This is a genomic window from Lactiplantibacillus sp. DA1 (assembly GCF_032681335.1).
In the GTDB taxonomy this organism is placed as follows: Bacteria; Bacillota; Bacilli; order Lactobacillales; family Lactobacillaceae; genus Lactiplantibacillus.
Genome location: NZ_JAWHTQ010000008.1, coordinates 99,667 through 111,521, shown reverse-complemented (window position 1 = coordinate 111,521; position 11,855 = coordinate 99,667). Strand labels below are relative to the sequence as shown.

Sequence of the window (11,855 nt, the reverse complement as noted above, 5' to 3'; positions counted from 1 at the left end):
ACAGTGTTCGAATGGCAGATATGGACGTACCCAACTTTTGATGAATTGATCATTATTTTTCTCAAACGATAATCCTGTCAGCAAACTGTCAGACTGATAATCCTATTTTGACAGATCAACTATGCCTAAATCACCATATTAGTATTGGAGTAGCTAAAATGGACGATGATAACTTAACGTTTAATTGAAGTCCCAGTATCAAAATATTCAACGACCGATTGTACCAAGTTAAGTGGCTGTTCATCAGCCATTCGAGCGGCTTCCCGACTGGAGGGGCTGGGTGACAATGCTCAGTAGCCAAATTATTCTTAGCTGGGAGTGGGGTGCTTCCGGCTTAGAATAAGACTCGTATTTGAGATTGCGCAGTGGGTTTCTGCGTGAGCTCAAATCGACGTCGGCTGCGTTCCAGCAATTGGCACCCAGCCCCGGAGGTCGGATTAGGATGAACACGTGCTGACGAACAGCAATCCGACTAACTGGCACGTTATAATCATGATTCATGAACGGTTGACTAGCGAAGCGTGTGGATTGGTTGTGTTCAGTGAATGCACGTCAGCATAAACTCGATTGGAATGATGATTAACAAGATTTGATGTGGCGCATCAGAACAAAAAGCAGCGGGTCACATCCTATATTGTAGGAATGTGCCCCGCTGTATTTAAGAATAACGATTAATGTTGTTCAGTTTCGTTGAGACCGACTGATTCATCATCGACGGTGTTTTCAGCTGCATGCCGGTTGAAAAGCAGATTAAGGCCAACCGCGGCTAAACTACCAACGACAACCCCGTTGCTTAACATGATCTGAAGGGCACCAGGTAAGAATTGAAAGATGTTTGTTTGAACTGTGACCCCTAAGCCGAGCCCAATGGAGACGGCTGCAACGAGCAAGTTATTATTATTACGAAAATCAACTTGAGCTAACATTCTAATTCCTTGAATCCCAACGATCCCGAACATGACGACCATGGCGCCGCCTAGTACTGGGTCGGGAATAATAGTAGCCAACGCACCAATCTTAGGCAATAAGCCCAAGACAACTAAGAAGGCTGCGGAAAAGTAAATTGGTTTCCGTGTTTTGACACCGGATAATTGAACGACCCCGACATTTTCGGAGAAGGTTGAGTAAGGGAAAGTACTGAATAATCCACCAAGGATAACGGCAATCCCTTCTGCTCGGTAACCCCGCTTTAAATCATCACTTTCAATTTTACGACCAGTAATGTCGCCAAGGGCAAAGAAGACCCCGGTTGATTCGACCATTGTGGTCAATGAGACGAGGATCATCGTCAGAATAGATGACCATTCAAAATGGGGCGTACCAAAGTAAAAGAGGGTCGGTAAGTGGAACCAGCTGGCTTCGGCGACGGGTTTCAAGGAAACCATGCCCATGGCACCAGCAATCAAGGTACCAACTAAGATCCCGATTAGAATTGAAACGGACTTCATAAAACCTCGTGCAAAAACACTAATTAATAAAATAATGGCAATCGTAAGAAAACCGATACCTAGTGCTTGCAAATTACCAAAATCTTTAGCACTAGTATCGCCACCACCCAGGTTCTGAAAGGCCACTGGAATCAAGGTGAAACCAATGATTGTAATTAGTGATCCCGTGACGACGGGCGGAAAGAGGCTCTTGATTTTTGAAAACAGTCCGGCAATCAAGAAAATAAAAATACCAGCACCAATAATTGAACCGTACATGGTCCCCAGACCGTACGTTTTACCGATTTGAATCAGTGGATTGACGGCTTGGACTGCACAGCCAAGCACGACGGGAAGTCCGATCCCTGTTAGCGGGGTGCGTTTTAATTGTAGGAATGTTGCAATGCCACACATGAAAATATCGATTGAAACTAAGTAAGTTAATTGTTCTTGGCTGAAATGCAAGGCTGCCCCAATCAATAACGGGACAAGCACATCACCCGAATACATGGCTAACAGATGTTGAAATCCTAAAACGGCCGCCTTAATGTTGGTAATTTTAGGTGCTACGGATACTTCCTTCAAATCAATCTTCCTCTCTCGATTAAGCTGATTTGCCTATAAAAAAAGTCACCCCGGCAAACGGGATGACCTCGTTTGCTTATAGTCCAACCTTTACGGGGTTGGGTAGAAACTCGTCAACCATATCATGACATTATATAGGCAATTACCACTTATTTGAATGAGACTTATTCTAGCACAGATGAAAACCGAATACAAATGTTGCCGAATAAATTAATGTTCGTAAAAACGACATTTTTGTGAAAACTTAAAATGAAAACGTTCACTTTTGCGATTGCTGACTATGCCAAAGTAACACGGCCATTTCAAGTGTTTGGGTCTGTTCAGGATCGTCCAAATTTAACATCAGCATTTTTTCGATTTTTTTGAGCCGGTAAATTACGGTATTCCGATGGATGTCGAGGTGACCAGCAACTTCCGCGATATTTTGATGGTAATAAAAGTAACCATATAGAGTCGTCAGTAAGTTAAGCTGCTCGTGAGCACTAACGCTACTGACAAGTCCGCCTAAGACACGTTCGACAAAGGATCGGGCTTCGTTTTGTGGAATCAATGAAATCAGTTCTTTGACGTATTTAGGTCGATAAATCGTGACCGCATGGGGGCTATTCCTGCTGAGTGCTAAAGCTTCCGCGGCTTCATTATAAATGGTTGCGAGCTCAGTCAAGGGCAACGTCGAATAGCTGTAACCAGCAATCAAACGAGCTTGTTTGTCTAACTTAGGCTGAATAAACTGAACGAGAGCCGTTAAAAAGTGCTGGGCATTTTGTTGGTCATTAATTAATAAGACCAATTGTTGTTTTAATGAAAACACAATGACGGCTGCTTGGTATTCTTTAATAAACCACAGTGTGAGTTGTTGCACTTGTTCTAAGAGGTGGTTGCTTAATAATGCTTGATGAGTCGTGGTCACTAGAATGGTTGCGCAGTGGAATTTGGTACTTGGATCAATGTTGCGTGCTTTCAGAGTCTTATTCACAAGCTCATTGGAAATACCGCCGTCCATAACATTCAAATAGAAGCCACTTTGATTACGAAAAGCTGATTCGTTCAACATGTCTACGCGGCTGTTGACGAAACTTAGAGTATTAAGGACGACTTGTGTGAGCATCTGATCAGTTGAATTGGCTGGATCCAGGTCTAGAACGCCAACAAAAGCCTTGTTTTCTTTGTAGGCTGAAAACAGCGGCATAATGGTTAAGTCAGTTGTCTGGTAGGGGAGAATGACGCGGGTATTAAGGTTGAAATAGTCGATATCGGTCTGGTTACGTAAAAAGTTTGTCAAAGTGTGACGCGTCATTGGCAGGTCTTGTGAGGCACTGACAACGCGAAAATGACTGTCCATTAAAAAGATTGGGTGGTGGATGAGCTCGCTACACTTATTCAAGACGGTCGTATTAGTTGGGTCTTTTAACAACAAATCGGCAAGTGCTTGGTTAGCCGTAACGATCCGACTAAGCTCATTAGTCTGGGATTTTAAAATAATACTTAACATTTTACGCATGGTTTCAGAAATCAGCTCATCGCCGGGTGTGATAATAATTGGAAAGGCTAATTCATCCGCTAAAGCGAGCACCTTTTTGGGCAAATGGTCAACGTAACGATGATCCTTAAAGCCAAGACCAGCACAATTGGCATTGTGCATTGCTTTGATTAAGGTCGAGGGGTCCGTTGTCGTATTAATAAATGGGTAGCCATTTGTAATCAAAAATTGACCATTGGCGAGATAGTTGGCGATGTCGGGTGATTCAATCATTCCAATATTACTAATTTCGCGCTTGAGACCGCGTTCACCCGCAATTACCCGCATATGTTGCATTGATGGTGTTTGTAATAGTGTTTGTAAACGCATGGTAAGTCCCCCCTAAAATTAGTTATCTTTAACAAGTAGTATACCGATAATTTGGCAGTTTGACTATAATTAAATGAAAAATAGATTAAAAACAAATGAAGTGCTGAATTAGTATCATAGGTTAATAGATTTCAATGTTGGTAAAACGTGCCAGTTAGCTGGATGCCTGTTCATCAGCGCGTGTGGATCTTATGCTGATTTCCGGGGCTGGGTGTCAATTGCTGAATCAGGGTGGACATCGATTTGAACTCACGTAGCAGCCTGCGGATTAATGTGTGAGCTTATTGTCAGTCGATTGGCGTAGCCAGCACAGCCTTCAGTGAAACCAAATGCGTTTCGACAGTGTCACTTTGAAGCGTGGTGGACTAGTATTTAAGGTGTGGGCATTGGTTTAAATCTGTGTCCATTACGTTTTAGCAATGCTTGGAAACCGGCATGCTGACAGAGTAAGGTTACACTAACGTGACTTTTTTTCAGCAATTTATACTGACTATTTTGACTAAGGGGTATGGCGTGTTGGACCAATGCTACATACCAATATTAATGGTAAACGCTCAAAGTCAACAGATAATTAAGGTACTCGGGTTGATTAACCCTTGACAGTCGTGGTGGAGTTCGTTACACTTAGTCCAATTAAACAAGCACCTTTAACTTAGTCCTGTGAGGCTAACAAGGGGAACGGTCATGTTAGGGTCGCCCACGCTTTTCACAGGAAAATGGGACGGCCTTTTTTTCAACCCGCAGGTTAAGGTGAAATTACAGAAATGGAGCTGACAAACTAATGGCACGAGAAGTCGTTGATGCAATGACCATGCGCCGCGCGCTGACGCGGATTACTTATGAGATTATTGAGCAAAACAAGGGTGTTGGTAACCTGGTGTTTATCGGTATCAAGACGCGCGGGATTTTTTTGGCCCAGCGATTAGCGCAACGATTAAAACAGTTGGAAAACGTTGATGTGCCAGTTGGTTCGTTAGATATTACGTTATATCGGGATGATCATCATGCGGTTGATGTTGCCGGACAAGCCAAGCTAAATGGTGCTGATATTCCTGTTGATATCAATGGGAAGCATGTAATTTTAGTGGATGATGTCTTATTCACTGGACGGACGGTTCGGGCCGCCTTAGATGCCTTGATGGACCATGGACGTCCCGCGAAGATTTCTTTGGCCGTATTAGTTGACCGTGGCCATCGTGAATTGCCAATCCGGCCCGACTTTATTGGCAAGAATATCCCAACCGCCTTAGATGAACAGGTCAGTGTGGCGCTTGAAGAACACGACGGTCATGATGGCATTAGTATTGAAAAATTAGAAGAATGATTTAATTGAATAAAACCATTTAATTGTTTCCAGAGAGGAACGAAACGGTTTGGTCATGCGTGACCACTTAATCGGAGTCTAGCCTCTTTGCAAACATTTTTGCGGAAGCTAGACTTTTTTGTACACAAAGGAGACGGCGATAGCCATGAAAACGAGTCAAAACCTAGTTAGTGTTGAACAATTCAGTAATCAAGACGTGATGGCCTACCTGAAGTTGGCGCAGGCCTTTAAGAATGGTAAAACGTTGCAGTTGGCACAGCCAACATTTGCGATGAACTTGTTTTTTGAGAATAGTACTCGCACACATACGAGTTTTGAGATGGCCGAACGACGGCTAGGCTTGCAGGTCATTCCATTTGACCCGAGGACCAGTTCGGTGACTAAGGGTGAAAGTTTGCTAGATACCTTGAAGACGATTGAGGCGATTGGGATTAATTTAGCTGTGATTCGGCATCCGCGCGATCGTTATTATCAACCGTTACTTGAGGCTGGCTTTGATATGGGCCTGATCAATGCCGGTGATGGGAGTGGGCAGCATCCGTCACAATCGTTACTAGATATGTTAACGATTTATGAAGAATTTGGGCATTTCGATGGTCTAAAAATTGCTATCGTGGGTGATTTAGCACATTCGCGGGTGGCACGTTCTAATATGGCGTTATTGACACAGTTAGGGGCTAAGGTCTACTTTGGTGGCCCGAAGGAATGGTATGGCCGTGACTTTGAAGCATATGGCGAATATCAGACGATGGACCAGTTAGTCGCAACGATGGACGTCATGATGTTATTACGGGTCCAACACGAACGATTATCGCAAGTGAACAATCAGGCCTTCGATGCTTCTGCCTATCATCAACAGTATGGGCTAACAGCTGAACGCGCCGCACGAATGCCTAAGCAGGCCATCATCATGCATCCGGCACCAGTTAATCGGGGTGTTGAATTAGCAAGTGACTTAGTTGAAGCGCCGCAATCACGAATTTTTCAGCAGATGACAAATGGTGTTTATATTCGGATGGCAATGGTGGCGAGCGTCCTCGCTCATCAAGGGTTAATTTCAGCAACTCAAGTGGAGGTTTAACGCATGACAACATTAATTAAGAATGCGCAAGTGTGGCAAGCTGGGCAGTTACAAACAACGGATATCCTGATTGCTGAGGGCCGAATTAAGGCGATCGGGCATCAACTACACAATCAGTTTGGGCCGGCGGATCACGTCATTTGTGCCGATCAGCACTTTGTTAGTCCGGGCTTTGTCGACGTGCACGTTCATTTACGCGATCCAGGCCAAACAGCGAAGGAAACGATTGCGACCGGAACGTTAGCCGCGGCGCACGGCGGTTTCACAACGGTCGGAGCAATGCCTAATGTGGATCCGGTACCCGATACACCTGAGCGGGTCGCGACGATGGTGGCGCGTAATCAGCAGGAAGCACATGTTCACGTCGCACAATATGCCAGCATTACGACTGGGCGGACTAGTGAACAGCTCGTTGACTTTGCCGGCATCAAAGCGGCGGGGGCCTTTGCCGTCAGTAACGATGGTTCCGGTGTTCAAACGGCCGGAACCATGTTTGCAGCCATGCAAGGTGCTGCTAAAGCTGGGTTGCCATTGGCGGCACACGTTGAAGATGATTCGCTTTATCACCATGGCGTGATGAACGCGGGGCCCGTTGCTGACCGGCTGGGATTGCCTGGTATCAATAATGTTTCAGAAGCGGCCCAAGTGGCCCGTGATGTCATGTTAGCAGAAGCGAGTGGGGTTCACTATCATGTTTGTCACGTCTCAACGGCGGAAAGTTTACGCGTGATTCGTAATGCGAAAGCAGCTGGCATCAACGTGACTTGTGAAGTATCGCCCCATCATTTACTCCTTTGTGATGAAGATATTACGATGGATAACCCGATGCTAAAGATGAACCCACCGTTGCGTTCAGCCAAGGATCGCGCAGCGTTAGTTGCGGGATTATTGGATGGCACGATCGATATGATTGCGACGGACCATGCGCCGCATACTGATGCCGAAAAACAGGGCAGCATGAAGACGGCCGCCTTCGGGATTACCGGGATTGAGACCGCTTTTGCCACGCTATATACGGCGCTGGTCAAGACCCGGTTACTGACGCTCGGTCGTTTAATTGAACTGATGAGCACGCGCCCGGCTGAACTATTTGGCTTAAATACAGCTGGCCGGTTGGTAGTGGGGGCACCGGCTGATCTAACCATTATTGATTTAGATCATCAATATGAAATCGAAGCGGCCACCATGTTATCGAAGGGGCACAATTCCCCGTTTATCGGTTGGCCCGTTTATGGCAATGTCTTAATGACACTAGTTGACGGTAAGTTGGCATATGGAAAGGAAACGCAAGCATGAAACGATACTTAGTACTTGAAGATGGTACGATTTACCCCGGTACGGGTTTTGGTGCGACAACGGCGACGGTTGGTGAATTAGTCTTTAATACCGGCATGAGTGGTTATCAAGAGTCGATCACAGACCAGTCTTATAATGGCGAAATCTTGATGTTTACGTATCCTTTGATTGGAAATTACGGCATTAATCGGGATGACCATGAGTCAATCAAGCCAACTTGTAAGGGCGTTGTTGTTCACGAAGTTGCCCGGCGAGCCAGTAACTGGCGTAACGCTCAGTCATTGGACGATTATCTAAAGCAGAATGCGATTCCTGGCATTATGGATATTGATACGCGGGCGGTCACTAAACATATCCGAACGAAGGGCGCGATGAAGGCCACCATCGTTGATAACGTCTTACCAGATACGGTTGATCGGCTCAAAGTCACGGAATTAAATCGGGCCGTTGTTGCTCAGAGTTCAACGAATAACGCCTATCCCAACCCAGCGACAGGTCCCAACGTGGTCGTTGTCGACTTTGGTTTGAAGCATTCGATTTTACGCGAACTAGCAAAGCGTCAATGTAACTTAACGGTGTTGCCGTACAATACCACGGCCAGTGAAATCATGGCTTTGAATCCGGATGGTGTGATGTTGACGAACGGCCCTGGTGATCCCAAAGATGTTCCGGGGGCCTTAGAGATGATCAGAGCAGTGGAAAAACATGTGCCGCTATTTGGAATTTGTCTCGGACATCAACTTTTTGCGCTAGCAAACGGCGCGGATACGTTCAAGATGAAATTCGGGCACCGCGGATTTAACCATCCTGTTCGTGAGATTGCAACTGGACGGATTGATTTTACGTCGCAGAACCATGGTTACGCGGTTGATCGGGACTCACTAGGTCAGACTGACTTGCTAATCACCCATGAAGAGATTAATGACGGTACCGTGGAAGGTTTGCGACATCGTGATTACGCGGCCTTTTCCGTGCAATACCATCCGGATGCAGCGCCAGGTCCTCACGATGCTGATCATATTTTTGACGAATTTATTGATTTGATGGCCGCTAATCAAGCCGCCCGGAAAGGAAGCCATTTCGATGCCTAAACGGACAGATATTCATAAAATTATGGTAATTGGTTCAGGACCAATTATTATTGGTCAGGCCGCAGAATTTGATTATTCTGGGACACAAGCTTGCCTGGCATTAAAAGAACTCGATTATGAAGTGGTCTTGGTCAATTCTAATCCCGCAACGATTATGACGGATAAAGAAATTGCGGACCAGGTCTACTTGGAACCAATTACGCTTGAATTTGTTTCACAGATTCTCCGCAAAGAACATCCGGACGCGATTTTGCCAACTTTAGGCGGTCAACAAGGCTTGAACATGGCGATGGAATTATCCAAATCAGGTATTCTTGATGAGTTGCACATTGAATTGTTAGGGACGAAGCTCAGTGCAATTGATCAAGCAGAAGACCGGGAACAGTTTAAGGCACTTATGGAAGAATTGGACGAACCAGTGCCAGCTTCTGGCATTGCGCGGACGGTTGAGGAAGCGCTGGACTTTGCAGCCCAAGCGGGTTATCCAGTGATTGTGCGGCCAGCCTTTACGATGGGGGGCACTGGCGGTGGAATTGCTGAAACACCCCAACAATTACACGACATTACTGAAAATGGGTTGGCGTTGTCTCCAGTGACCCAAGTTCTGATTGAACAAAGTATTGCCGGTTACAAAGAAATTGAGTTTGAAGTAATGCGTGACGCTGCCGATAACGCGATGGTCGTCTGCAATATGGAGAATTTTGATCCAGTGGGGATTCATACCGGTGATTCAATCGTCTATGCACCAGTTCAAACGTTAGCAGATCGCGAAGTGCAATTATTACGGGATGCGGCTTTGAAGATTATCCGGGCTTTGAAGATTGAAGGGGGCTGTAACGTTCAGTTGGCCCTCGATCCGAATAGTTTTAATTACTATATTATTGAAGTAAATCCGCGGGTCAGTCGCTCATCAGCGTTAGCCTCAAAAGCGACTGGTTACCCAATTGCCAAGATGGCCGCCAAAATCGCGGTCGGTTTGTACTTGGATGAAATTAAAAATCCGGTGACGGGCACAACTTACGCTGAATTCGAGCCAGCGTTGGACTACGTGGTTTGCAAGATTCCCCGCTGGCCGTTTGATAAGTTCACTCATGCCGATCGCCGTTTGGGGACCCAGATGAAGGCAACCGGGGAAGTCATGGCGATTGGACGTAACATTGAAGAAGCCACACTAAAGGCGGTTCGATCATTAGAAATTGGCGTGCACCACGTTGAAGAACCCGCTTTGCGCAGTGTTGACGATGATGTACTCAGCGATAAGCTCATTCACGCGCAGGATGACCGGTTATTCTACTTAGCGGAAGCGATTCGCCGCGGTTATCCGATTGATGAATTAGCCGAACTCACCAAGATCAACGTGTTCTTCCTGGATAAGCTATTACACATTATTGAAATCGAACAAGCCTTGCGTACCCATACGGATGACATAGAGACACTAACTGTCGCTAAACGCAATGGCTTCGCCGATCAAACGGTAGCTGACTATTGGCACGAAACGATCGACCAGGTTCGCGACTTCCGCTTAGCGCATAAACTAGCGCCCGTTTATAAGATGGTCGATACTTGTGCCGGTGAGTTTGCTTCGGAGACACCTTATTACTACGACACTTATGAGTTTGAAAATGAGAGTATTGTCACGAAACGCCCATCCGTTTTAGTGTTAGGGTCAGGGCCGATTCGCATTGGACAAGGGGTGGAATTCGACTATGCCACCGTTCACTCCGTTAAAGCCATCCAAAAAGCTGGCTATGAAGCGATTATCATGAATAGTAATCCGGAAACTGTCTCGACTGATTTCTCAGTATCAGACAAATTGTACTTCGAGCCACTGACGATTGAAGACGTCTTAAACGTGATCGAACTCGAAAAACCAGTGGGCGTTATTGTGCAATTTGGTGGTCAAACAGCGATTAACTTAGCAAAACCATTAGCTGACCATGGTATCAAAATCTTGGGGACGAGTGTGGCGGATGTCAACCGGGCGGAAGACCGTGACGAATTTGATAAGGTCATCAAAACCTTAGCCATTCCACAACCGGCTGGTGATACGGCAAGTGATGAAGCAACCGCGCTAGCTATTGCGGATAAGTTGGGCTATCCCGTCCTTGTCCGCCCTAGTTATGTCCTTGGTGGCCGGGCGATGGAAATTGTCAAGAAGCGGGCCGACTTAGACTATTACATGCATAACGCGGTTAAGGTTTCACATGACCATCCCGTTTTGGTGGACAGTTACTTGGTCGGGAAGGAATGTGAAGTTGATGCCATTTGTGACGGTCAAATGGTGTTGATTCCAGGAATTATGGAACATATCGAACGGGCGGGTGTTCATTCTGGTGATTCGATGGCCGTTTATCCACCGCAGTCACTTTCAGCGGCGGTCCAAGCACAAATTGTGGATTATACTGAAAAATTAGCCATTGCGCTCAACTGTGTCGGGATGATGAATATTCAATTCGTGATTCACGACGACCAAGTGTATGTGATTGAAGTCAATCCGCGTGCGAGCCGGACAGTGCCATTCTTAAGCAAGGTCACGAACATTCCGATGGCTCAAGTCGCGACTCGGGCAATCCTTGGCCAGTCATTGGCTGAACAAGGCTATCAGACTGGCTTAGTCACACCGGGTCCCTTAGTACACGTCAAAGCGCCGGTCTTTTCATTTTCAAAGTTGAATCGTGTGGACAGTTTGTTGGGACCAGAAATGAAGTCAACGGGTGAAGTCATGGGCAGCGATGTCACGATGGCAAAGGCGCTTTACAAAGCCTTTGAAGCGGCTAAGCTACACGTGCCGAGCCACGGTAATGTATTATTGACCGTTCGCGATGAGGACAAACCGGAAACGGTGGTGTTAGCCAAGCGGTTCCATGCGCTAGGTTATCAATTGCTGGCTACTCGCGGGACCGCAACTGCCTTGATGACAGCAGGCTTACCGGTAACGACCGTCGACAAGATTGATAGTGGCGAGCATGATTTACTGCATCGCATGGAAGCCGGCGAAGTCCAAGTAGTCATTAATACGATTTCGGATGAGGAACAGGCTGAAAATGATGGCACCCTGATTCGAAACACGTCAATTATGCACGGTATTCCGTTGTTCACGGCTTTAGATACGGTCGCGGCTATCTTGCAAGTACGGGAGTCACAATCATTTGTAACGCAGGCGCTCTAAATCAGGACACCCGCTGACAAGCTTGATCATTAG

The 11,855-nt window shown here is 46.2% G+C and carries 7 protein-coding genes and 1 riboswitch; of the genes, 5 read left to right on the top strand and 2 right to left on the bottom strand.

Annotated features, from left to right (window positions below; translation table 11 throughout):
- Positions 1 to 671: 671 nt before the first annotated feature.
- Both RXV91_RS13080 and RXV91_RS13075 read right to left on the bottom strand, forming a co-directional pair.
- Positions 672 to 2,012 carry a nucleobase:cation symporter-2 family protein gene (locus RXV91_RS13080; RefSeq protein ID WP_316440222.1) on the bottom strand — a complete coding sequence of 447 codons (1,341 nt, stop codon included), beginning with the start codon at positions 2,010 to 2,012 and terminating at the stop codon, positions 672 to 674.
- Positions 2,013 to 2,071: 59 nt separating this feature from the next.
- Positions 2,072 to 2,170, bottom strand: a riboswitch (purine riboswitch).
- Between the two features lie 101 nt (positions 2,171 to 2,271).
- The gene (locus tag RXV91_RS13075) at positions 2,272 to 3,861 is read right to left on the bottom strand and encodes a PucR family transcriptional regulator ligand-binding domain-containing protein (RefSeq protein ID WP_316440221.1); all 1,590 of its coding nucleotides are present in this window, start codon (positions 3,859 to 3,861) and stop codon (positions 2,272 to 2,274) included.
- Between the two features lie 781 nt (positions 3,862 to 4,642).
- Here RXV91_RS13075 and pyrR point away from each other — a divergent pair.
- The 5 genes from pyrR to carB all read left to right on the top strand — a co-directional run bounded on the left by pyrR (position 4,643) and on the right by carB (position 11,822).
- Positions 4,643 to 5,185, top strand: a complete 543-nt coding sequence (gene pyrR / locus RXV91_RS13070) for a bifunctional pyr operon transcriptional regulator/uracil phosphoribosyltransferase PyrR (protein ID WP_316440220.1) — start codon at positions 4,643 to 4,645, stop codon at positions 5,183 to 5,185.
- Between the two features lie 145 nt (positions 5,186 to 5,330).
- Positions 5,331 to 6,266: an aspartate carbamoyltransferase catalytic subunit gene (locus RXV91_RS13065; protein WP_316440219.1), complete on the top strand. Its 936-nt coding sequence runs from the start codon at positions 5,331 to 5,333 to the stop codon at positions 6,264 to 6,266.
- Positions 6,267 to 6,269: 3 nt separating this feature from the next.
- Positions 6,270 to 7,562 (top strand): dihydroorotase, encoded by a 1,293-nt coding sequence (locus tag RXV91_RS13060; RefSeq protein WP_316440218.1) that lies wholly within the window; start codon positions 6,270 to 6,272, stop codon positions 7,560 to 7,562.
- A complete protein-coding gene (locus RXV91_RS13055) occupies positions 7,559 to 8,653 on the top strand; it encodes a carbamoyl phosphate synthase small subunit (RefSeq protein WP_316440217.1) in 1,095 nt (364 codons plus the stop codon). Before RXV91_RS13060 ends, RXV91_RS13055 begins: the two co-directional genes overlap by 4 nt.
- Positions 8,646 to 11,822: a carbamoyl-phosphate synthase large subunit gene (gene carB, locus RXV91_RS13050; protein WP_316440216.1), complete on the top strand. Its 3,177-nt coding sequence runs from the start codon at positions 8,646 to 8,648 to the stop codon at positions 11,820 to 11,822. Before RXV91_RS13055 ends, carB begins: the two co-directional genes overlap by 8 nt.
- Positions 11,823 to 11,855 lie beyond the last annotated feature (33 nt).

What these genes read in the sequence shown, in the direction of transcription:
- RXV91_RS13055 (WP_316440217.1), top strand. Translation starts at nt 7,559, where the DNA reads ATGAAACGATACTTAGTACTTGAAGATGGTACGATTTACCCCGGTACG.
- RXV91_RS13075 (WP_316440221.1), bottom strand. Translation starts at nt 3,861, where the DNA reads ATGCGTTTACAAACACTATTACAAACACCATCAATGCAACATATGCGG.
- carB (WP_316440216.1), top strand. Translation starts at nt 8,646, where the DNA reads ATGCCTAAACGGACAGATATTCATAAAATTATGGTAATTGGTTCAGGA.
- RXV91_RS13060 (WP_316440218.1), top strand. Translation starts at nt 6,270, where the DNA reads ATGACAACATTAATTAAGAATGCGCAAGTGTGGCAAGCTGGGCAGTTA.
- RXV91_RS13065 (WP_316440219.1), top strand. Translation starts at nt 5,331, where the DNA reads ATGAAAACGAGTCAAAACCTAGTTAGTGTTGAACAATTCAGTAATCAA.
- pyrR (WP_316440220.1), top strand. Translation starts at nt 4,643, where the DNA reads ATGGCACGAGAAGTCGTTGATGCAATGACCATGCGCCGCGCGCTGACG.